The sequence below is a fragment of the Corynebacterium sp. H128 genome (assembly GCF_037482625.1).
Taxonomy (GTDB): Bacteria; Actinomycetota; Actinomycetes; order Mycobacteriales; family Mycobacteriaceae; genus Corynebacterium.
The window spans coordinates 23,864-45,927 of the sequence record NZ_JBBHKW010000012.1; the positions used below are offsets into that span (position 1 = coordinate 23,864).

Annotated in this window: 21 protein-coding genes; 17 read left to right on the forward strand and 4 right to left on the reverse strand. The window is 57.2% G+C overall.

Translation table 11 applies throughout. From position 1 onward, the window contains the following. Positions 1–23: 23 nt before the first annotated feature. A complete protein-coding gene (locus tag WG915_RS10420; protein WP_339565319.1) occupies positions 24–989 on the forward strand; it encodes a diaminopimelate dehydrogenase in 966 nt (321 codons plus the stop codon). Here WG915_RS10420 and WG915_RS10425 read toward each other — a convergent pair. Further along, positions 970–2,295: an MFS transporter gene (locus WG915_RS10425; protein ID WP_339565320.1), complete on the reverse strand. Its 1,326-nt coding sequence runs from the start codon at positions 2,293–2,295 to the stop codon at positions 970–972. The genes WG915_RS10420 and WG915_RS10425 overlap by 20 nt on opposite strands. 97 nt (positions 2,296–2,392) lie before the next feature. Between WG915_RS10425 and WG915_RS10430 the strand changes: the two genes are divergently transcribed. The 3 genes from WG915_RS10430 (at position 2,393) to WG915_RS10440 (ending at position 5,338) form a co-directional block, all read left to right on the forward strand. After that, the gene (locus WG915_RS10430; RefSeq protein WP_339565321.1) at positions 2,393–3,145 is read left to right on the forward strand and encodes a MerR family transcriptional regulator; all 753 of its coding nucleotides are present in this window, start codon (positions 2,393–2,395) and stop codon (positions 3,143–3,145) included. A gap of 102 nt (positions 3,146–3,247) precedes the next feature. Continuing rightward, positions 3,248–3,958: a response regulator transcription factor gene (locus tag WG915_RS10435; protein ID WP_339565322.1), complete on the forward strand. Its 711-nt coding sequence runs from the start codon at positions 3,248–3,250 to the stop codon at positions 3,956–3,958. Between the two features lie 9 nt (positions 3,959–3,967). Then, positions 3,968–5,338: a sensor histidine kinase gene (locus WG915_RS10440; RefSeq protein WP_339565323.1), complete on the forward strand. Its 1,371-nt coding sequence runs from the start codon at positions 3,968–3,970 to the stop codon at positions 5,336–5,338. Here WG915_RS10440 and WG915_RS10445 read toward each other — a convergent pair. Beyond that, positions 5,301–5,924 carry an esterase/lipase family protein gene (locus tag WG915_RS10445; RefSeq protein ID WP_339565324.1) on the reverse strand — a complete coding sequence of 208 codons (624 nt, stop codon included), beginning with the start codon at positions 5,922–5,924 and terminating at the stop codon, positions 5,301–5,303. The genes WG915_RS10440 and WG915_RS10445 overlap by 38 nt on opposite strands. After that, complete coding sequence (locus WG915_RS10450; RefSeq protein ID WP_339565325.1) at positions 5,884–6,291, reverse strand: HIT family protein; 408 nt, start codon at positions 6,289–6,291, stop codon at positions 5,884–5,886. Before WG915_RS10450 ends, WG915_RS10445 begins: the two co-directional genes overlap by 41 nt. Before the next feature lie 62 nt (positions 6,292–6,353). Here WG915_RS10450 and purD point away from each other — a divergent pair, with 62 nt between their 5' ends. The 13 genes from purD to trhA all read left to right on the forward strand — a co-directional run bounded on the left by purD (position 6,354) and on the right by trhA (position 21,340). After that, positions 6,354–7,616: a phosphoribosylamine--glycine ligase gene (gene purD, locus WG915_RS10455; RefSeq protein WP_339565326.1), complete on the forward strand. Its 1,263-nt coding sequence runs from the start codon at positions 6,354–6,356 to the stop codon at positions 7,614–7,616. A gap of 28 nt (positions 7,617–7,644) precedes the next feature. Next, on the forward strand, positions 7,645–9,000 hold the full coding sequence (locus WG915_RS10460; protein ID WP_339565327.1) for a TrkH family potassium uptake protein: 1,356 nt from the start codon (positions 7,645–7,647) through the stop codon (positions 8,998–9,000). Then, positions 8,993–9,652, forward strand: coding sequence for a potassium channel family protein (locus WG915_RS10465; RefSeq protein ID WP_445227829.1), 660 nt, complete (start codon positions 8,993–8,995; stop codon positions 9,650–9,652). Before WG915_RS10460 ends, WG915_RS10465 begins: the two co-directional genes overlap by 8 nt. A 48-nt stretch (positions 9,653–9,700) precedes the next feature. Continuing rightward, entirely contained in the window at positions 9,701–11,131 is a 1,431-nt protein-coding gene (purB, locus tag WG915_RS10470; protein WP_339565329.1) for an adenylosuccinate lyase, read from the forward strand. Between the two features lie 82 nt (positions 11,132–11,213). Then, entirely contained in the window at positions 11,214–12,107 is an 894-nt protein-coding gene (locus tag WG915_RS10475; protein WP_339565330.1) for a phosphoribosylaminoimidazolesuccinocarboxamide synthase, read from the forward strand. 243 nt (positions 12,108–12,350) lie between these two features. Beyond that, positions 12,351–13,508 (forward strand): ABC transporter substrate-binding protein, encoded by a 1,158-nt coding sequence (locus WG915_RS10480; RefSeq protein WP_339565331.1) that lies wholly within the window; start codon positions 12,351–12,353, stop codon positions 13,506–13,508. Continuing rightward, complete coding sequence (locus WG915_RS10485) at positions 13,505–14,557, forward strand: FecCD family ABC transporter permease (protein WP_339565332.1); 1,053 nt, start codon at positions 13,505–13,507, stop codon at positions 14,555–14,557. Before WG915_RS10480 ends, WG915_RS10485 begins: the two co-directional genes overlap by 4 nt. Next, entirely contained in the window at positions 14,554–15,306 is a 753-nt protein-coding gene (locus WG915_RS10490) for an ABC transporter ATP-binding protein (protein ID WP_339565333.1), read from the forward strand. Before WG915_RS10485 ends, WG915_RS10490 begins: the two co-directional genes overlap by 4 nt. A 19-nt stretch (positions 15,307–15,325) precedes the next feature. Beyond that, positions 15,326–17,422 (forward strand): S9 family peptidase, encoded by a 2,097-nt coding sequence (locus WG915_RS10495; protein WP_339565334.1) that lies wholly within the window; start codon positions 15,326–15,328, stop codon positions 17,420–17,422. A 358-nt stretch (positions 17,423–17,780) separates the two neighbouring features. Continuing rightward, complete coding sequence (locus tag WG915_RS10500) at positions 17,781–19,229, forward strand: cation:dicarboxylate symporter family transporter (protein WP_339565335.1); 1,449 nt, start codon at positions 17,781–17,783, stop codon at positions 19,227–19,229. Positions 19,230–19,323: 94 nt separating this feature from the next. Further along, the gene (locus tag WG915_RS10505; protein ID WP_339565336.1) at positions 19,324–20,001 is read left to right on the forward strand and encodes a DUF2334 domain-containing protein; all 678 of its coding nucleotides are present in this window, start codon (positions 19,324–19,326) and stop codon (positions 19,999–20,001) included. Positions 20,002–20,010: 9 nt separating this feature from the next. Next, complete coding sequence (locus WG915_RS10510) at positions 20,011–20,502, forward strand: glutathione peroxidase (RefSeq protein ID WP_339565337.1); 492 nt, start codon at positions 20,011–20,013, stop codon at positions 20,500–20,502. A gap of 151 nt (positions 20,503–20,653) precedes the next feature. After that, positions 20,654–21,340 (forward strand): PAQR family membrane homeostasis protein TrhA, encoded by a 687-nt coding sequence (gene trhA, locus WG915_RS10515; protein ID WP_339565338.1) that lies wholly within the window; start codon positions 20,654–20,656, stop codon positions 21,338–21,340. A 32-nt stretch (positions 21,341–21,372) separates the two neighbouring features. On the opposite strand, the gene WG915_RS10520 is transcribed toward trhA, so the two are convergent. Further along, entirely contained in the window at positions 21,373–22,050 is a 678-nt protein-coding gene (locus WG915_RS10520; RefSeq protein ID WP_339565339.1) for an ATP-binding cassette domain-containing protein, read from the reverse strand. Between the last annotated feature and the right edge of the window lie 14 nt (positions 22,051–22,064).

The following is a 22,064-nucleotide window of genomic DNA, read 5'->3' on the forward strand; positions in this document are numbered from 1 at the left end:
CTCGAACGTGGAAAGGAACACACATGAGCAACATTCGTGCCGCTATCATTGGCTACGGAAACCTGGGCAAGAGCGTAGAAAAGGTCATCGCTGCGCAGCCTGATATCGACCTTGTTGGCGTGTTCTCTCGCCGCGAGAACTTGGACACCAACGCGAAGGTGATTCCAGTAGTGGAAGCGGACAAGCATGTCGCCGACATCGACGTCCTCTACATGTGTCTCGGTTCCGCTACCGATATGCCAGAGCAAGCAGCAAGCCTGGCAAAGTTGTACAACACCGTGGACACCTACGATAACCACAACGAAGTCCCACGCCACCGCGCGGAGATGGACGCCGCAGCCAAGGAATCTGGCCATGTTGCCGTCATCTCCACCGGCTGGGATCCGGGCATGTTCTCTCTCAACCGCACCTACGCCTCCGCTGTAGTGCCTGAGTATGATCAGCACACCTTCTGGGGCCCAGGCCTGTCGCAGGGGCACTCCGACGCACTGCGCCGTATCGACGGCGTGAAGAAGGCCGTCCAGTACACCATCCCCGCAGATGACGCACTGGAAAAGGCTCGCAACGGCGCAGGCGAAGACATCACCGGTAAGAATGCTCACCTGCGTCAATGCTGGATTGTTGTCGAAGAGGGTGCGGATACCGCAGCCATCGAAAACACCATTCGCACCATGCCGGACTACTTCGTCGGTTATGAAGTTGAAGTCAATTTCATTGATGAGGCCACCTTCGACGCAGAACACACCGGCATGCCACATGGTGGACACGTTGTCACCGCCGGCAAGATTGGTGAGACCAAGCACCTGATCGAATACACCCTCAAGCTGGATAAGAACCCAGACTTCACCGCCGGCGTCATGGTGGCCTATGGGCGAGCGGCGCACCGACTGGCACAGCAGGGCCAGACCGGTGCCTTCACCGTGCTAGAGGTTGCCCCTTACCTGATTTCTCCACTGGAACTAGAGGAACTTATTTCTCGCGACGTCTAGGACTTTGCTGCGGTGCCTTAACCGGCACGAGCAATAGAAAACCGACCGCCAGGATCACGGCAATGCCGATGATTCCTGCGCGGTCGGTTCCCATTTGCGAGACAAAAATGCCGAATGCTGCCGGCGCAAGCCAGCTAACCGCCCGTCCCGTGGTGGCATACAGTCCGAACATTTGGCCCTCCCGGCCGAGCGGGGAAACGCGGGAGAGAAAAGTTCGCGCAGCAGACTGGGCTGGGCCGACAAACAGGCAGAGGATAAGTCCGAAGATCCAGAAATTTCGGGGACCCGACACAAAGTACAGGATCACGGCATCGAGGATCATACAAGCGAGTGAGACCAAAATGACCGGCTTGGGGCCAATTGCGTCATCAAGAAAGCCCGCCGCCAAGGCGCCGAGTGCGCTCACCACGTTCGCGGCCACCCCGAAGAGCAGTACCGCGCCGGGACTGATTTCGTAAACCTTCACCGCCAAGATCGCGCCGAAGGTAAACACTCCCGCCAGGCCATCGCGGAAAACGGCTGCGGCAATGAGAAAACGGACCGCGCGTCGATCCGCATGCCAGAGTTCCTTGACCTCCGCGAACAGTTGCCGATAAGCGCCCAACAACCCCGCGGGCGCCGTGGAAAGATCAGGCTGGATCTCAGGTACGCGAAACATTACCGGCAATCCGAAGGTGAGGAACCATACGGCTGCCAGCACTGCAACCAGCCGGATATTGAGCCCACCTGCAGTAGCTATGCCGAGGGCACCACGAGTCTCGCCTTCTCCAGCGATGAACCCCAAGTAGCAGATCAAAAGCAACACAATGCCGCCGAAATAGCCGGCAGCCCAGCCGAAACCGGAGACCCTTCCCACGCTGTCCGCAGCTGATACCTGGCGCAGCATCGCGAAGTAGGGGACCTCCGCAAACTGAAAAGTCAGCGAGGCGATCGCCATGATGGCCACACCGATCCAAAAATAGTGGTTCGCATCGTTGCGGACGAAGAATAGGCTGGTCATGAGCAGAAATGTGACACAGGTCCACACGCGCACGCTGCGGCGACGCGTGCCTTTGATGTCGCTCATTCTTCCCTGAATCGGAGCGAAGAGCGCGATGGCCACACCTGCAGCTGCCATTGCGAAACTGAATTTACCGGTCGCGTTAGTGATGTTCTTGCCCACCGAATCCGTCAGATAGACGGAAAACACGAAGGTCAACAAGACGGCGTTAAAGGCCGCGGATCCCCAGTCCCATGCGGACCATGCCAGAACAGTGACTTTGTCGGTGCGCTGAGAGTCCGCGTGCGCGGTGGCGTCGATAGGCATAGCAAAACCTTAGCCCCGCCACGGGTGGGCTGCAGCGGGGCGGGAAACGTAGGCTGAATTTGACCTTGACGCAGCGGAAAGGTGGAGGGTGACTCTTGTGAGCGAATTGACCATTGGACAGGCAGCGCAGCTGCTGGGAATTTCTAAGCGAACGCTGCGGCACTGGGACGAGATCGGCCTACTGCAGCCGAGCTTTCGTAGCTGGGGTGATTACCGGTTGTATACCGAGGATGACCTAGACGTAGCGCTTGAAATCCTGGTGTATCGGGAAACGGGAATGCCGCTGAAGGAGATCGCAGAGATCGTCAACGGCGGAGAATCGAGTCTCGTGCGGCTTCGGAACCAGCAGCAGCACCTGAAACAACAGCTCGCTCGCCTGCGTCAGATGCATGACGCAGTCACCACCATCCTAGAAAGGGATCTGACCATGACTGAGAAAATACAGGCGATGGGCACTTCGTGGGCTGAGTACGCCGAAGAAGCCGAGGCTCGTTGGGGAGACACCCCGGAATGGGAGCAATCCCAGGAAAAACAACAGGCCATGACAGCAGGAGACTGGGCGAAAGCAAAGGAGGAAATGGAGTCCTTTGCAATCGCGCTGGCCGCAGCAGAAGATGCTGGCGTTGCTCCGGGGACTGCGGAAGCAAAGAAGCTGGTCTATCGGCATCGCACGCAGGTTGCGCAATGGTATGAGTGCACCGCAGAAAAGCAAGTCTGCTTGGCCAGAATGTTCCTCGCTGACGAGCGCTTCCATGCGGCCTATGCGGGGCGACAGGAATTCCTGCTTCGGATCGTCGAGAAGCAGGCGGAGCTCGAAGGCGTGGACCTCAGCGCGGTTGAGTGGCGCTAGACAGCGCGAAAATGCTCACAGCAAACGTTCAGCGACTGTGCAGACAGTGTCGAGGCCGATAGCCTTTACTGGGAAGCTAGACACTAAACAAAGGAAACAGTCATGAGTGAGCCAAGCGTGAAAGTCCTCGTCGTCGACGACGAGCCAAATATTGTTGAACTGCTAACGGTTAGCCTGAAGTTCCAAGGATTCGATGTGGCATCGGCAACCTCTGGTACCGATGCCCTCCGGGTGGCACGGGAATTTCAACCGGAAGCCTTCATCCTCGACGTCATGCTGCCGGGCATCGACGGCTTTGAGCTTCTGTCAAAGCTACGCGCGGAAGGTTTCGACGGCCCCGTGCTGTACCTGACAGCTAAGGACGCGGTAGAAAATCGCATCCATGGCCTGACGATCGGTGCGGACGATTACGTCACCAAGCCGTTTTCCCTTGAAGAGGTCATTACCCGCCTGCGCGTAATCCTGCGCCGGGGTTCCGTAGTGTCTGAAGACGCCGAATCCAGCTCCGTGTTGAGCTACGCAGACCTCGTTCTCAACGATGACACTCACGAAGTGACCAAGGCGGGCGAGATCGTGGAGCTTTCGCCAACCGAGTTCAATTTGTTGCGTTACCTCATGCTCAACGCCGAAGTGGTGCTGTCGAAGGCAAAGATTTTAGACAACGTGTGGCACTACGATTTCGGTGGCGATGGCAATGTGGTGGAATCCTACATTTCTTATTTGCGTCGCAAGATCGATACCGGTGATACGCCGCTGATCCAGACTGTTCGCGGCGTCGGCTATGTGCTGCGCAAACCACGCCAAGCTTCCTAAGCCTTAGTAATGAAACGCTTGTCCCGCCACATCTCGCTGCGAACGTGGCTCGTACTCATTGTGGTGGTGATCTCCGGGTGTGGTCTCAGCGCCAGCGCCGTGGTGGTCAGCAGCATCATGCGAGATTTCACTGTCGGACGCGTCGACCAGGACCTGCAGAAGGCTTCCGACGGTTGGGCCGCGCGCAACGATTTCCTGCGGCCAGACCCCTCGAGCGCCCGGCCCCCGAGCGACTTCTACGTCCAGAAGATGTATTCAGACGGCTCGCGCATCATTGTTAATGATTCCGAAAGCGCCCCGGATCTATCCGCGGTGCATTTGAACTCGGGTCCGGTCACCGTCGGCCCTGCTGCCGATTCCGAGGGGGAGGCGCGTTGGCGGGTGATGGCGACCTACCGCGACGGCGTATCGACGGTAGTAGCCCTGAATCTGAACCGCGAAGACCGTATCATCGAGCAGCTCATCTTTACCCAACTCACCATTGGTGTCCTGGTCTTGGTGATCCTCGCACTCATTGCCTACTTTGTGGTGCGCGCTGCGCTCAGACCGTTGCGCGATGTGGAAAAGACCGCAGTTGCCATCGCAGGCGGTGACCTGGATCGACGTATCCCGCCGCTACCTCCCACCACGGAAGTGGGGCGACTGTCGCGTGCGCTCAACGCGATGCTCGGCCGTCTCCAAAACTCCGTGGAAGAAGCGCAATCCCAGGAGCAGCAAATGCGCCGCTTTGTCGGTGATGCCTCGCATGAGCTGCGCACCCCTTTGACCTCCGTCCGCGGGTATACCGAGCTGTACCGCTCTGGAGCCATGCCGGATGCGGACAAGGTGATCACCAAAATCTCCGATGAAGCGAGCCGCATGAGCTACCTGGTGGAGGATCTGCTTTCGCTCACACGCGCGGAGGGTTCGCCGATGGAGATGCGCAAGGTGGATATCTTCGAACTCTCCGTGAGTGTTGTCGCGTCGATGCGGGCAGCTCATCCTGGCCGCAAAGTGGCGGTGTTCAACCAATCAGTGGACGAGCCGCTGGTATGGGGAGATCCGCAGAAGTTGCATCGTGTGGCGCTTAATTTGGCAAACAATGCGCTAGTGCATGGTGGCGCGGATGCCGCGATTGAGATCACGAGCGATGAAAAAGTTGTGTGCCTCAACGTTCGTGACAATGGAATCGGCATGAGCCCAGAGGTAGCCGAGCACGTCTTTGAGCGGTTCTATCGTTCTGACTCCTCGCGGTCTCGTGCTACTGGTGGCTCGGGTTTGGGGCTGGCGATTGTTAAGTCTCTCGTCGAGGCCCATAACGGCACCGTTGAGGTGGAGTCCACGCTGGGGGAGGGCACCGTGTTTAAGGTGTGTCTGCCTCGGTTAGTTGAAGAGCGCTAAAAATCGCGGGAATTTGTTTCGGGATGTGGGCATGATGGACACCGTGGACTCGGATGACTTCGCCGAGTTCACTGGAAGTTCGTGGCACCACGGTATCTGCGTCGGAGACGATGGATACCACCCGTGCCTGCGGTGGCAACACGGCAGGAAAATTCCCCATGATCTGCCCCAAAGCTGGACCTGCGACCCATTCCAAGATTCGCTTGTACCGAGTTCTGGGCACGCCACGCCATGCCGCCCCGAGGCCCACCAAGTGACGAATGCTGTTCTGGGCGTCCCCGTGCGCTGCCTTGAGAGCCAAGAAACCGCCCAATGAGTGCGCGAGTACGTCGACGCGCTCGAACTCGGCGAGGAAATCGCTGACTTCGCGGGCACACCGCCCTAGATCGGCGGTGCCACGATCGCCGTATTCGAGGCCTACGACCCGTCGGCCACGTGCTTGTAGTGCTTCCGCTGCGCGTTGGAAGTTGCCGGGGGAGCTGAGCGTGCCATGCAATACGGCGATGGGGACATCGTCTGATTCGATGGGGGTTGGGAGTACGCCACTACGAGGCAGCCAGAGCAGCTTTGATCTTCTCGGCGGCATCGTCCATCTTTTCTGGGTCAGTTTCGTCCATGTGCAGGGCGCGTTTGAAATCGTACTCGTTCATGTGGTTGGTGGGGAAGACGTGGATGTGAGTATGCGGAACATCGAAGCCGGCGATGATGAAGCCGGCGCGTTCACAGTCAAAAGCCGCGATGATGGCTTGCCCGATCTTCTGGGCGACTTCAGAAAGGTGCGACCACGTAGCTGGGTCTAAGTCGGTCCATTTGTCTACTTCTTCGATAGGAACCACCAGCGTGTGGCCATAATTGAGTGGCTCAATGGTTAGAAATGCAACGACCTTGTCGTCTCGGTAAACAAAGCGGCCCGGCAGTTCGCCGTTGATGATTTTGGTGAATACGCTAGTCATATCCCCCACAGTAGCTTCGGGGATAACTAACCGCTGGGAGTTACTTAAGTAGACTGTGGTACATGCGCATTCTGGTAATCGGCTCGGGCGCCCGAGAGCACGCCCTCCTCCTTGGATTGTCTAAAGATCAATCCGTCACCGACCTGCACGTCGTACCTGGTAACGCGGGCATGGCGGCCCTAGCAACTGTCCACGAGGGGAAGGCTGATTCTCCCGCAGAGATGACTCAGCTGGCCACGAAACTCGCGGTGGATTTGGCTGTGATCGGGCCGGAAATCCCGTTGGTTGCTGGCGTCGCAGACGCCTTGCGTGAAGCCGGCATCGCGGTGTTCGGCCCCTCAGCTGCTGCTGCACAGATCGAAGGCTCCAAAGCATTTGCTAAGGCGGTTATGGCCGACGCGGGCGTAAAGACTGCCCATGCAGAAAGTCTTGCACCAGGCGCTGCGGAGTCCGAGATTGACGCTGCCTTGGATCGTTTTGGTCCGATCTGGGTAGTCAAAGATGATGGTCTAGCCGGAGGCAAAGGCGTGGTTGTTACCGAGGATCGTGCCGCAGCACGCGAGCACGTCCTGGCAGTGCACCACGGTGGTAACCCAGTCTTGCTGGAAAGCTACCTGGATGGTCCCGAGGTATCCCTGTTCTGCCTCGTTGATGGGGAAACCGTTGTCCCTCTCCTGCCCGCACAGGACCACAAACGGGCCCTGGATAATGACGAAGGGCCGAACACGGGCGGCATGGGTGCCTACACCCCGTTGCCATGGTTGCCAGAGGATGGCGTACAGCGGATTGTCGACGAAGTCTGCATCCCAGTTGCCGCCGAAATGGTGAAACGTGGCACGCCGTATTCTGGCCTGCTCTATGCAGGACTCGCATGGGGCCGCGACGGCATCTCCGTGGTGGAATTCAACTGTCGCTTCGGAGACCCGGAGACGCAGGCAGTGCTCGCTCTGCTCAAGACCCCGCTCGGGCAGCTCCTGAACTCGGTTGCCACTGGCACGCTTGCGGAGCAGCCGCCTCTAGAGTGGGAGGACGGTTACGCCTTGACTATTGTCTTGGCAGCTAACGGTTACCCAGAGGATCCTCGTACGGGCGATGCTATCCACAACGCTGATTCGCCACAGGTTTTGCATGCCGGCACGGCTCGAAATGAGGCCGGTGAACTAGTTTCATCCGGTGGCCGAGTGCTCAACGTGATTGGCACCGGCGCTACGCTTGCCGACGCCCGTGACAGTGCATATGCCGTGATCAAGGATATCGAGCTCGCAGGAAGCCACTACCGCAGTGACATTGCGTTGCCTGCCGTGGAAGGGCGCATCACTATCTAATCAGGGGTGACTGGAATACACTGTGCCGGTGCAATTCTCACACTCTGATTCTCGCAAGAAGGGGTTTAGCCCGGCGCAGCTCGTGTCGGGTAGCTTCTTGTTGCTGATCTTCCTGGGCACAGCCTTGTTGCTGCTGCCGTTTTCCCGTAGCGGGCCACAGAGCCCAGACGCTGTCACCGCGCTGTTTACCGCTACGTCGGCGGTGTGCCTGACGGGGCTTACCGTGGTGGATACGGCCACCTACTGGTCGCATTTCGGCCAAGCCGTCATCATTAGCTTGATCCAAATCGGCGGACTCGGAATTATGACCCTAGCGACGGTCGCGAGCTACCTGCTCGTTGGTCGGCTCGGGGTCCGCGGGCGGTTGAATGCCGCAGCAGAAATGCGCGGCAGGGACTTGGGTGAGGTTAAGTCAATCATCCTCGGAACTATCGGTTTCTCACTGTTTATTGAAGCAGTGATCACTATATTCCTGACCTTGCGCTTCTATTTCGCGTATGACCTGAGCCCAGCAGCCAGTCTGTGGGAAGGCTCTTTCCACGCGGTGTCCGCATTTAACAACGCTGGATTTGGTCTGGCCAGCTCTAATCTCATGCCCTATGTCGGGGATTTTGGCATCATTGTGCCGATTGCCCTCGGCGTGATTATCGGTGGCCTGGGCTTTCCAGTGCTGTTGGAGATCCGGCAGCGCTTTCGGACCAAATCCCGCCTCCCAATTTCCTTAACTATGAGCTTCACGCTGTGGGGAACCGCGATCTTGTTGATCACGGGAACTCTCGGCACAGTGGTGTTTGAGTGGAATGGCGCGCTCAAAGATCTGGATGTTGCTACTTCTTGGCTAGCGGCGTTCTTCCATAGCGTGTCCACTCGTACCGCAGGATTTAATTCCATTGATCTAGCCCACCTCCACGATTCCACGATGATGATGACGGACATCCTGATGCTGATCGGAGGTGGCTCCGGCGGCACCGCCGGCGGAGTGAAGGTAACCACCACGGCGGTGTTGGTGGCCGTCATGGTGGCGGAAATCCGCGGCGATGACCAAGTATTGGTTTCGGGGCGTCGCCTGCCAGGCCGCATCGTGCGACAAGCAATGGCGGTTTTCACGATGACTGTTCTAGCGTTGTTGGTCTCCGTATTGACATTGCAGATCCTCATGCCGCAATACACGTCACACCAGATTGTCTTTGAATGCATCAGCGCTTTCGCTACCGTGGGTCTTACCACAGGCATCACCCCGAGCCTGCCGGAGTTCGCCCAATTGTGGCTGGTAATGCTCATGTATGCGGGTCGTGTTGGCCCGATCACCCTCGTCGCCGCGCTGGCGGCCCGACATAGCAAACGGTTGTACACCTATCCGACTGAGAGGCCGTTCATTGGTTAAGCTATTTTCCCGGCAGACTGTCCCACCCGTGGTAATTATTGGGCTCGGACGATTCGGCATTGCCCTAGGCGATGAGCTTGTTCGCGCCGGGGTGGAAGTCCTGGGCATCGATGTGGATGAGGCCACCGTGGTTAAAGCGTCCTCTGTGCTCACGCACGCAGTGATTGCCGAGACCACCGATGCGGACACACTGCGTCAGCTGGGCGTGGATGATGCCGAGCGAGTGGTGATCGGAATCGGATCAGATCTCGGTGCCTCGCTGCTGACCGCCTCCGCAGTGATGGACTTGGGTGTGAAGAATGTGTGGGCTAAGGCTGACAATGATCAACACGCTAAAATCCTGACTCAGATCGGGGTGCACCATGTGGTGCGCCCGGAGCGTGACACAGGGCGTCGAGTAGCGCACCTGATTGCCGGGCACCTGCAGGATTACGTCGAGTTTGACCCTGACTTTGCTATCGCCAAGCTCGCCCCACCAGTGACTATGCACGGCCGAATGGTCAGTGAGGTCCCGCCAGGCATCACCATTGTGGGCGTGCGTCCGGCTGAAGGCCGGTTCACAGTCCCCGAGTCGGGCTATGTCATCCGCTCCGGTGATTTGGTTATTGCGGCAGGTACGGCGAAGGAATTGGACCGGTTCTGCCTTAGTTAACAGCGAGCAGGCTATCCCTTCGCGCTAAGCGTGGAATAATCTAGAGGCGTGGCTGACAAAAAGAAGATTTCAAACGTCCTTTCCAACCGATACGCGTCCGCAGAGCTGTCCAACCTCTGGAGCGCCGAAACCAAGATTGTTCTGGAGCGCGAGCTTTGGATTGCAGTGATGAAGGCACAAAAGGACCTCGGCGTAGACATCCCGGCCGAGGCCATCACTGCGTATGAAGCCGTGATCGAGCAAGTGGACTTGGCTTCCATCGCGGAGCGGGAGAAAGTTACTCGCCACGACGTGAAAGCGCGCATCGAAGAGTTCAACGCGCTGGCTGGATACGAACATATCCACAAAGGCATGACCAGCCGTGACCTCACGGAGAACGTTGAGCAACTGCAGATCCACCGTTCCCTCGAACTTATCTTGGGTAAGTCTGTGGCAGTGTTGACGCGAATTGGTCAGCGGGCCGCAGAATTTCAAAACCTGGTGATGGCAGGCCGCTCCCATAACGTTGCGGCGCAGGCCACCACCCTGGGCAAGCGATTTGCTTCCGCTGCCGACGAACTCCTGGTCGCCATTGAGCGTGCGGAGTCAATGATTGCGCACTACCCATTGCGTGGCATCAAGGGGCCAATGGGTACTGCTCAGGACATGTTGGACCTCATGGGCGGCAACGAGACAAAGCTGGCTTCCCTGGAGACTCGTATCGCGGACCACCTCGGCTTCCACCGGGTGTTTGATTCAGTGGGGCAGGTATATCCGCGCTCCCTCGACTTCGACGCGGTTTCGACCTTGGTCCAACTCGGCGCCGGTCCCTCTTCATTGGCGCACACCATTCGTCTGATGGCCGGCAACGAAACCGTCACGGAGGGTTTCAAGGAAGGCCAGGTTGGATCTTCCGCAATGCCGCACAAAATGAATGCTCGGTCTTGTGAGCGCGTTGGCGGTATGCAAGTGATTTTGCGCGGCTACCTGACGATGGTGGCAGACCTTTCCGGTCAGCAGTGGAACGAAGGCGATGTATTCTGTTCTGTCGTGCGCCGCGTTGCCCTGCCGGATGCCTTCTTCACTATCGACGGCATGTTTGAGACATTTCTCACGGTGCTCGACGAGTTTGGGGCGTTCCCAGCAATGCTCGATCGCGAACTCGAGCGTTACCTGCCGTTCCTGGCCACCACACGCATCCTCATGGCTGCGGTGCGTTCCGGAATGGGACGTGAGACCGCGCACGAAGTGATCAAGGAAAATGCGGTGGCAGTTGCACTGAACATGCGTGAAAACGGTGGTGATCAAGACCTCATTGAGCGCCTGGCAGCAGACCCACGCATGACGCTGTCAGCAGCTGATTTGGAAGCGGCGCTCGCAGACCGTCACGCATTCATCGGAGCAGCGGAATCCCAGGTCGGGCGAGTCTTGGCTCGGATTCAGGACGTCGTTGGGCGTTATCCAGAAGCTGCTAGCTACCAGCCTGGAGAGATTCTCTAACCCTAGGGAATTGTTCGTAGCCCTGTCTGCGCCACCATGGCCGCATGGAAATTCGGTGGGGGCAGGGCTACACTGCTTCACTATGCGTCCTGAACTTTCCTCGTACAATCACCTCTCTGCAGGCAAAGTACGCGAAATCTACGAAATTGATGACGAGAGCCTCCTCATGGTGGTGTCCGATCGAATTTCGGCTTATGATTACATCCTCGACACGGAGATCCCTGACAAGGGCCGTGTGCTGACCGCAATGACGGTTCACTTCTTTGACAACATCGATTTTCCGAACCATCTCGCCGGCCCAGTAGATGATCCGCGGATTCCCGAAGAAGTGTTGGGCCGTGCACTCGTTTGCAAGAAGCTGGAGATGCTGCCATTCGAGTGTGTCGCCCGTGGTTACCTGACTGGCTCCGGTTTGGCCGAGTACCAGGAAAGCGGCACCGTGTGTGGCGTAGAGCTACCAGAAGGCCTCCGTGAGGCCTCCAAGCTTCCAGAGCCGATTTTCACCCCTGCTACGAAGGCTGACCTGGGGGATCACGATGAAAACGTGAGCTTTGACGTGGTCGTCGAAAAGCTGGGGCAGGCTCGTGCAGAAGAGCTGCGGGATGCGACGCTGTCGATCTACCGTCAGGCCGCTGAGATGGCACTGGAGAAGGGTGTCATCCTCGCGGATACGAAGTTCGAGTTCGGTCTGGATTCCGAGGGCCGACTGGTGTTGGCGGATGAGGTTTTGACGCCGGATTCCTCCCGCTACTGGCCCGCAGATGGCTATGAAGAGGGTCGAGTGCAGCCTTCTTTTGATAAGCAGTACGTGCGTAACTGGTTGACTGGGCCAAAGTCTGGTTGGAATAAGGCATCCCAGACGCCGCCGCCAGCATTGCCTGGTTCCGTGGTCGAAGCCACTCGTGAGCGCTACATCGAGGCCTATGAGAAGATCTCCGGGAAGAAGTTCTCGGAGTGGATTGGTTGTTGCGTGTAACCAAGGTTGCAGGCTGTTGATTCAGCTCGGATAGTAGTTTCCCGTCTCCGCCATTGGTGGGGGCGGGTTTTCGCGGTTTGGGGATTGGTGGCATAGCCAAAATCGGCTGGGGGAGCCATTTCGGGATTGTGGGAGTGCCACTTCCCAGCCCCGCAATAAGGCCAGTCTTGCCTAAGTAAGCATAGCCTAACTAGAGTTCAGGATCGGTTTGTCTTTTCATTTTCCGATCCAAGGAGTCTCTCCATGAAACCATTTCGTGCCGTAGTAGCATCACTCGGCGCATTCGCTACTCTAGGCATTCTCGCTGCGTGCGCGGGGCCCGATGCCGCGACGCAGCAGGCGGAAGCCCCGCTAAGCGTCACTGACATCAAGGGGCGCACCGTCACGCTGGACAAGATGCCAGGACGAATCATCTTGGGCGAAGGTCGCGGAGTCTTCGCTACTTCGATCCTGAACAAGGACCAGCCAGTAGATAAGGTTGTCGCGATGGGAGAGGACCTCAAAACTGCGGCACCGTCCTACTTTGATGCCCTGGTCAAGGCTCGACCGGAGGTACAGTCCGTGCCGACCATCGGTAGCCTTTCTAAAGGCGACGTGTCGGTGGAGAACCTGCTGAGCTACCAGCCGGACCTCATGGTGCTGTCTGCTGACAACTACGACGCTCTGCAGGCGATCGGAATGCCAGAAAAGATGGATCAAGCCGGCATTAAATATGTGGTCACCGACTTCCGGCAGCACCCGCTCACCAACACCACGGCCTCGATGGATATCCTCGGAACGGTCTTTGGCAAACAGGAGCAAGCCACCAAGTTCAATACGGAATGGACTCAGACTGTTGATTCTGTGAAGGAGCGTGCCGGCAAGATCGAAAAGAAGCCGAGCGTCTTCTTGTGGCGTGCAGCCGGCCTGAAGGACTGCTGCTCCACAGTGAAGGACTCCAACCTTGGCGAATTTGTCAACGTTGCAGGCGGAGATAACATCGGCGATCACATTCTCAGCACGGAATCGGGCGACGTGACCGCGGAAAAGCTTATCGCTGAGCAGCCAGACATGATCATTGCAACCGGCGGATCCTGGGCCAAGGATCCGAAGAAGCCGGCAGCGATCCCACATGCAAACTTGGGCTACGCCACTGATGAAGCCACCGCTAAGGATACCCTCAACGGTTTGACTAAAACGCCAGGCTTTGAGCAGGTCACGGCTGCGAATGAAGGGCGACTCTACGGCGTCTGGCACCAGTACTATGACTCACCGCTGAACTTCCTTGCAGTCGAGCAGTTTGCTAAGTGGCAGCATCCAGAAGAGTTCGCGGATGTGGACGTCGATAAGCACCTGCAGAGCGTCCACGAGGAGTACCTGCCCTTCGCGGCCAGCGGTACCTTCTTCTCGGAGCAGCGGTGACAGCAACCGTAACGGAGCATATTCTCGCTGAGCACCGGGGCGTGGTGCGCAAGCGGCGCAGGATCATCCTCGCACTCAGTGTGGGCGCCTTCATCGCGTTTGTGATCAGCGCGATGGTTGGTCCGGTTATTCTCAGTCCCGGCGAAGTATTGCGGGGGCTAATTGCACCGAACAACCTCGATGACACAGCGCGGACTGTTCTGTGGCGACTCCGGTTGCCGATGTCCGTGATGGCGGTGCTTGTGGGCATGAGCTTGGCTGCTGCGGGTGCGCAGATGCAAACGATTCTGAACAATCCGCTTGCTGAGCCCTTCACTTTGGGGATCTCGGCCGCGGCGGCTTTCGGTGGTGCGTCTGCGATCGTGATGGGCTGGGCCGCAACAAGTAACGCTCAGACGAACCTGGCTGCGATGGCTTGGCTGTCTGCGATGCTGGCCACCGGTGTGATTTTGGTGGCAGCAGTGGTGCGAGGCGCGAGCGCGGAAACGATGATTCTGCTGGGCATCGGAATGGTGTTCTTGTTTCAGGCATTGCTTGCGCTGATGCAATATCGTGCCACCACTGAATCACTGCAGCAGATTGTGTTCTGGTCTATGGGGTCTATGACGCGCGCGACGTGGGGCGGTAATGCCATGATTGGGCTGGCACTGTTGTTGTCTCTGCCCATCATGATTGCAGCATCCTGGCAGCTCACCGCATTGCGGCTTGGCGACGCCCGGGCTCAAGCCATGGGCGTGAACGTCAATAGGCTCCGCATGGTCATGCTCATTGTGGTGGCATTGCTCTCTGCCACGGCGGTGGCTTTCGCTGGAGTCATCGGTTTTGTAGGCCTCGTCGGCCCGCATGTGGCGCGCATCTTCGTTGGCGAAGACCAGCGCTATTTCCTGCCAGCGTCTATGGCCGCCGGTGCGCTCATCATGAGCGGCGCCCATGCTGCCAGCTTGCTCATCATTCCGGGCATCGCAATCCCCATTGGCATCATCACCGCGCTGTTGGGCGTTCCATGTTTCATGCTCATCATCTTGAGCAGAAAGCGAGTGATTTGGTGAGTATCTCTTTAGAGATCAATAACCTGCGCGCCGGGTACGGAAAGCGCGCCATCCTCGATGGGCTGAGCACCATGCCTATCGACGGCGGGCACCTCACCGGCGTGCTCGGCCCCAACGCCTCAGGCAAATCAACCTTGATTAAGACTTTGGCAGGCATCAATCGGGTGCGAGGTGGCTCGGTCGAGCTCAGCGTCGATGGGCAGGGCGTGCAGGGAACAGAACTGCGTGCGCACATGGGGTACGTGCCTCAAGAGCTGCCGAGTTCAGCGAGTATTACGGCGTTTGAAGCAGTGCTGATTGCCGCTCGTCGCACGCGGGCCACCAGTCCGGAGCATGTAGCTGCGGATACGATGGGTGCGATGGGAATTGGAGGGTTTGCCGGAACCAATCTCGCAGAGCTCTCCGGAGGGCAGCGGCAACTAGTGGCGGTGGCCCAAATGCTGGTCGGGGATCCTTCCGTCATGCTGCTCGATGAGCCAACTTCGGCGCTCGATCTCAACCGACAGATCTTCCTGCTCGACTTGGTCCGGGAACGGGTGCGCTTCAGTGGTGCGGTCGCCTTGGTGGCGATTCATGACATCAACCTAGCCACTCGCTTCTGCGAGGAGCTGGTAGTGATGAAGCAGGGCAGAGTGATCGCGCAAGGAACCCCCAGAGAGGTTATCTGCCCCGAGCTTTTGGATAGTGTGTACGGAATCAATGCGCGCATTCTAGAAGATGACGGGGTCCCGGTAGTCTTGCCGTGCTAAATGGGTACCATCGGTACCCATGTATCCCATCGCCGACAAACGTCCCAGCACTCGCACCCACCACGGCATCAATTTCGTGGATAACTACGAGTGGTTACGGGACAAAGGCTCCGCCGACACGATCGCCTACCTAGAAGCTGAAAACGCGTACACGGCGGAGCAGACCGCGCATCTGGGCACACTCGAAGACAACCTGTTCCAAGAGCTCAAGGGTCGAATCAAAGAGACGGACATGTCCGTTCCCGTGCGCCAAGGCGACTACTGGTATTTCGGCAGAACCGAAGAAGGCAAGAGCTACGGTCGGTCCTGCCGTGTCCCCGTCGTCGCGGGGCAAGATGCCTGGTTGCCACCAACCATCGCGGAGGAACCTCCGGTAGAAGAGCAAGTACTGCTCGATTTCAATGAACTCGCTGCAGGCCATGACTTTTTCTCCGTGGGTGCCTCCACGGTGACGCTGTCGGGCAATTTCGTTGCCTACTCCGTGGACGTGACCGGAGACGAACGTTATGACCTGTACATCAAAGACTTGCGCACCGGCGAACTGTTGGAAGATCGCATCGAGGGTATCTTTGCAGGTGCTACCTGGGCGGGGGAAGAGTACCTGTTCTACCAGCGCGTCGATGATGCGTGGCGCCCAGATTCGGTGTGGCGGCACCGGGTAGGTACCCCAGCTTCCGAAGACGTGCTGGTGTTCCAAGAACCCGATGAGAAGTTCTGGGTGGGCGTGGGCACCACTCGTTCGGATAAATTCCTGCTCATCGAGGCAAGCTCCAAGCTGACCTCCGAGATCTGGGTCTTGGAACTAGACAACCCTACCGGCGAGTTTCGCTGCCAGCTCCCGCGTCAGGAAGGGCTGGAATACGGCATCGACCACGCGGTTATCGACGGCGAAGACCGCTGGCTGGTCATCCACAATGCCGCTGGTCCAAACTTTGAGATCGGTGAGTGCCCGGCGACTGCCTTTGTGATCGAAGATCTCAACGTCCTCGTCCCGCATCGCTCCGATGTCAGGCTGGAAGGTATCGATCCTTTCGCGGGGCACCTGGTGCTGGGCTATCGCCGCGACGCAATCGGGCGGGTTGCCTTGATGAAACTGGACCCGGGGTACACCAATTTCACAGAGATGAGTTTTGAGGAAGAGCTCTACTCCGTGGGCTCCGGCGGGAACCCAGAGTGGGACACCCCAGTGTTCCGGTACACCTATGTGAGTTTCACCCAGCCTGCGAGTGTGAGCTTGTTGGACGTCGCCACGCAACAGCGCACGCTGTTGAAACAACAGGAGGTGTTGGGCGGCTACAACCCGGCGGACTACGTTGCCACACGCCGATGGGTAACTGCCCGCGATGGTGCGAAGGTGCCGGTGTCGCTCGTTCATCGTGCGGACCTAGACATGAGCAAGCCGAATCCGACGATTCTGTACGGCTACGGCTCCTACGAGCACTCCATCGATCCGGACTTTTCAAATTTGCAGATTTCGGTATATGACCGTGAGGTCATCTTTGCGGTGGCTCACGTACGTGGCGGCGGCGAAATGGGGCGACGCTGGTACGACGACGGCAAGATGCTCGCCAAGAAGAACACCTTCACCGACTTCATCGATGTCGCAGATGATCTCATCGCTGCGGGGATTACAGCGCCCGAGATGCTAGGCGCTGAGGGAGGCTCGGCTGGCGGCCTGCTCATGGGGGCCGTTGCCAACATGGCTCCGGATCGGTTCGCGGCGATATCTGCCAAGGTGCCCTTCGTCGATCCTTTAACCTCAATTCTTATGCCTGAGCTGCCGTTGACGGTGATGGAGTGGGAAGAATGGGGCGACCCATTGCACAACAAAGAGGTGTACGACTACATGGCCTCTTACGCGCCTTACGAGAATGTCGCGGCGCTGCAATATCCGAACATCATGGCGGTCACCTCACTCAATGACACCCGTGTGCTGTACGTAGAGCCGGCAAAGTGGATCGCGAAGCTGCGAGACACCGCTGTTGGGGGAGAGTTCTTGCTGAAAACAGAAATGGCGGCGGGGCATGGTGGCGTATCTGGGCGCTATGAACGGTGGCATCAGGCTGCATTTGAATTGGCGTGGTTACTTAACCAAATTGCAGGGCACACAGAATAGGGAGTGTGACTTATTTCACAAAGTGGCAAACTGCATGCCGAAAGGGTGGAATGGGGCAAGAATATCGTCCCTGTGCTGCAGAAACATGCAGGCGGAAAAATGTGACATTTTTGAAAATATCCCCTCCGGTTGTGGGGAGGGGATTGTTGAGCAGAAACGACGTTGCTTTAAAGAAAGTATGGCAACTACAGTTCCGCTAAGGACTGATGTGCGTCAGACTACATTTCGCGAAGTATAGTTCGGCTTTCACAAAATTGGGCTGCGGTGCGTCAACCTCCATGCGAAACACTCATTAGTGACTACTGGAATTTTGTAACGGAAGTTTCGGCGGTCGTTCGTAGAAGGATCCAACACAACCATGTCTGATCAAGACAAGATCGCGCAGCCGGTAGTAACCGGTACCGGTGCCACAGCACTGCCAAAGATCGCGGAACCAAACAAGCCGCGCAAAGACCGTACTCACTGGCTGTACATCATGGTGGTTGTTGCCATTATTGCCGGAATCACCTTTGGTCTCGTTGCTCCCGAACGGGCTGAGTCCTGGCGAATCGTCGGCAAGATGTTTATCCAACTGATTACGATGATCATTCCTCCCGTGATCTTTTGCACTATCGTGTTGGGCATTGGTTCGGTTCGCTCCGCTGCAACCGTTGGAAAAGCTGGTGGTATTGCGCTGGCTTATTTCGTTACGATGTCCACCTTTGCTTTGGCAGTGGGGCTTTTGGTCGGTAATTACATTGAGCCGGGCTCAAATCTGAATATCGCCCCAACGGATAACCCCAAGTCCGTACCGGACCCTGAAAAGGCAACCGGAATGGTCGGCTTCATTCAGTCGATTATTCCGAAAACCATGTTCTCCGCATTCACGGAGGGCTCTGTTCTCCAAGTATTGTTCATCGCCCTGCTGTTCGGTTTTGCAGTGCAGTCCATGGGCCGCGCGGGTGAGCCGATTTTGGGATTTGTCGCGCATCTGCAAAAGGTTGTGTTCAAGATTCTGAACATGATTCTGTGGTTGGCACCGATTGGTGCGTTCGGTGCAATGGCGGGCGTTGTTGGCGGCTCAGGTATGGCAGCTGTGAAAGAACTTGCAGTATTGATGTTGGCCTTCTACATCACCTGTTTCCTGTTTGTGTTCGTGGTTCTTGGCCTGGTGCTCAAGGTGTTTGGTGGCTTCAACATCTTCAAATTGTGCAAGTACCTCGGCCGTGAGTTTCTCCTCATCGTGGCGACTTCTTCCTCAGAATCTGCGCTGCCCAACCTCATGCGTAAGATGGAGCATGCAGGTGTGGACAAGTCTACCGTCGGTATCGTCGTTCCCACTGGCTATTCCTTCAACTTGGACGGCACCGCGATTTACCTGACGATGTCTGCCATCTTCATCGCGGATGCGATGCATATGCCGATGAGTCTTGGCGAGCAAATCGGACTGCTGGTGTTCATGATCATTGCATCTAAGGGTGCCGCTGGCGTTTCTGGTGCGGGTATCGCTACCTTGGCTGCCGGTTTGCAGTCACACTCTCCCGCATTGTTGGGTGGTGTGGACGTCATCATGGGCATCGACAAATTCATGTCCGAGGCCCGTGCACTGACCAACTTCGCTGGTAACTCTGTAGCCACCTTGCTGGTCGGCACCTGGACCAAGACCATCGATAAACAGCGTGTCCACGATGTTCTTGACGGAAAAGTTCCTTACATGGCTGCGCCGGACGATACCCACGTTGACCTTCGCAACCCAGAGGTAGAGAACTCTCCGAACCTGAACCTGCAGCCGACTCCTCAGGTGGACTTGGACGCATACAAGCACTAGTGACTTTCCCCGACCTAAAGCGCTCTCTTCGGAGGGCGCTTTTCGCTTTCTACTTGCCGAGACAAACTGATAAAGCCGTGGGATAATATCCTGCATGCGTGGCACACTGTTGGTTTCAATCTCGAGTATCTTTGATGCCACATGTGGAGACGCAAAATCGCTGATCGATCACCTTGATGACCGTTGTGTCCCCGTGTCCTTGCTGGTGGCGCCGCATATCGACGGCAATTGGCACCTTGCAAAAGATGAAGGCACCCGCTCCTGGCTCATAGCGCAACAACAGCAGGACCGCGCTCTGATTCTCAATGGATTTGATCAGGCAGTTCAGGGCCGACGCGCGGAATTCGCAAACCTCGAGTCTCACGAAGCTCGTCTGCGGCTGGCTGGCGCTACTCGGCAAATGTCGAAGATGGGTTTTGACCTCGATTTGTTTGCACCACCGCGCTGGCGCCTGTCAGAAGGTACCCTGCAGGTCTTGCCGGAATTCGGCTTCACGTTGGTGTCATCGACACGCGGCATTCATCACCTGGAGACCGGAGACTTTACCCAAACGCGAAATCTATCCTTCGGTGAGGGCTACGGCGCTGCTAAATGGTGGCGCCGCAACATCATCCGCGCCGTGGAACGCAACGCAGCCAAAGGGCGGACCGTGCGTCTGTCGATTTCCGCGCGCAACCTGTCGGACAAGAAGACGGTAAAGGACTTCAAAGTCGCCGTGGATCGAGCTCTCGAGCTGGACATAGCGCCGCGGGACTACCGCGACTTCCGCTAGCGTAGGGGCATGACTTCGATCTATGACACGCCAGTAACGCTTATCGACGGCCGCACCACCACTCTCCAGGACTGGGCAGGTCACCTCATCATGGTGGTCAATACCGCCAGCGAATGTGGACTCACCGGCCAGTACGAGGGGCTACAGCAGCTCTTTGACGAATACGCAATGCGAGGCTTCTTCGTCCTCGGAATGCCATGCAACCAGTTCGGTGAACAAGAACCCGGCAAGAACGAGGAAATCGCAACCTTCTGCTCCCGCAACTATGGCGTGACGTTCCCGATGCTGACAAAGGCCGACGTCAACGGTGACAATACGCATCCGCTCTATCAAATCCTGAAGCAAACCTCAGACGCTGAGGGAGAAGCCGGAGATGTGCAGTGGAACTTTGAGAAGTTCCTCATTTCGCCGTCCGGGGAAGTAATCGGCAGGTTTCGTCCTCGCACCGAACCGGAAGATGATGCAATCGTGGAGATGATTGAGGAAAACTTGCCGGTTTAGGTGTACATGCCGATTTTGTCACTTCGGAGAGTTCAAAATCGTGCGGATCCTTCCTCGCGGGGTGAGAAAATCGGCGCTAGTCCCTGCTAGGGCGGTATCGGCTAGAAACAAATAGGGCACAGAAATTTACCGAAACGTAAGATAGGCCAGTATGTCCTTAACTGAAACGGTTCGCCAGCGACTTGATCGCGGCCCGCGACCGAAAACTAGAGGATGGTTTCATTTCATAGCGAGCGTGCTCAGCTTGGTCTCGGGTACGGTGCTTGCCACCTATGCGTGGCTCATGCTTCCTCACCTCGAGGCTGTGGGCGTGACGGTCTACGCCGTCGGATGTTTTCTGCTCTTTGGGATTTCGGCCGCTTATCATCTAGGCCCGTGGCAAAGCAGTCACACGGTGCAGTGGTGGCGCCGTGCCGATCATGCAACAATCGCCATTTTCATTGCAGCTACCTACACACCACTATGTCTATTGTCCTTTGATCGGGTTACTGCCTCATGGATTTTGGGCATCGCCTGGCTGGGGGCCTTGGCTGGAGTGATACTCAATGTGGTGTGGATCAGGCATCCCCGCTGGCTAGATGTGGTGGTTTACCTCACCCTTGGTTGGATTATCGTGCCACTTGTTCCGCAACTATGGAGAAGTGCCGGGCCAGCGGTAGTTTGGTTGATATTCGTTGGTGGGGTTGTTTACTCGCTTGGGGCGCTGGTTTATGGCTTTAAGTGGCCTGGCCGCAACGCGCGCATTATCGGCTATCACGAGCACTTCCACGCCGCCACCATCATTGCAGCGGTGGTTCACCTTGTGGCTATCTGGATGATAGTTGTGGTGGCTGCGTAGCTGAGGAAGTGGTAGCCCTTCTATGCTGCCGGCTAGCCTAGATGGATAAGTTGGTCGGATGCTCGCGCAGTGTCTGGATTGTGGGTGCTGATTACAACTATGGCGCCGTTGTCGGCGAACCTGCGGAGTAGCTCGGTCACGTTGGTGGCGTTGTCAGTATCCAGCGCGGAAGTAGGCTCATCTGCAAAAACCACTTGTGGTCGATGGAGTAAGAGGCGCGCGATAGCTACCCGTTGTTGCTCACCACCGCTGAGAGTGTAAACCGGGGTGTCCAAGCCGCATGTGAGATTGACTGCGGACAACGCAGAGTCGAGAGATTGCGGGCGATCCCGTCGAGGTGTGCCAGAGGACGCTAGCGCAAGGTTGAGGTTCTTCTCGATGCTCCAGTTTTCCACCAGTGCGAAGTTCTGGAAAAGGAAGCCTACGGTGTTGCGATAGAGCTTTCGGACTCGGCTTCGGGAGAAGTCGCTCCACGTTTGGTCTCCATAAACAACGGTTCCGGAGGTGAGTGGCTCAAGCAATCCGAGCGTGTTCAACAAGGTGGTCTTGCCAGCGCCACTGCGACCCGTGATGGCAGTAATCGTTCCGGGTTGCATGGTGAGGTCGAGATCGTGCCAAAGTGCTCTCTTGCCGATGTCTTTGCAAAGCGAACGTCCATGCAGTGGAGCAGAAGCGGGCCGAAGATCCGCGAATAGGTCTGAGTTATGCATAATGAGTTTTGAAT